Here is a 535-nt window from a genome sequence, read left to right as displayed (position 1 = left end):
CCGACTATTTATCCTTATGTTTAAATCATAATCCAATCCGCGATACATGAAAAGCAATCCACTCATGTTTGACAGTTTGGTGAACCCTATCATTTCTAATTCCTTGTTCATGATTAACTTTCCCTTAATATGGTATAGTAAAGCCATAAGATGATATTTTCTAACTAAGGGAGCGATAATAATGGCAGCAGCAGAAGCAGTTGAAACCATGGACGGCTGGTATTGCTTACACGATTTGCGCAGCATTGACTGGACGTCATGGAAAATGATATCAAGTGAGGAAAGACAAGCAGCAATTGATGAACTGCATGCACTTTTAGATGAATGGGACTCCGTCGAAGAAGCTAAAGAAGGAAGTCACGTTGTCTACACCGTAGTTGGTCAAAAGGCAGACATCATGATGATGATCCTGCGTCCAACAATGGATGAATTAAACCAGGTGGAAACAGCATTTAATAAAACAAAATTTGCTGAGTTCCTGCAACCATCCTACTCATACGTTTCGGTTGTAGAACTTTCAAAGTATTTCCCACAA

The 535-nt window shown here is 39.4% G+C and carries 1 protein-coding gene; it reads left to right on the top strand.

The genetic code is table 11. The features are described 5' to 3' along the window. Positions 1-181 precede the first annotated feature (181 nt). A partial coding sequence (locus AC3G7N_RS22445; RefSeq protein WP_489424312.1) for a chlorite dismutase family protein occupies positions 182-535 on the top strand: 354 nt, incomplete at its 3' end.

It is taken from the genome of Virgibacillus carmonensis (genome assembly GCF_057836705.1).
Note: the sequence above shows the minus strand (reverse complement) of the source record. Positions and strands in the feature narration are given on the sequence as shown.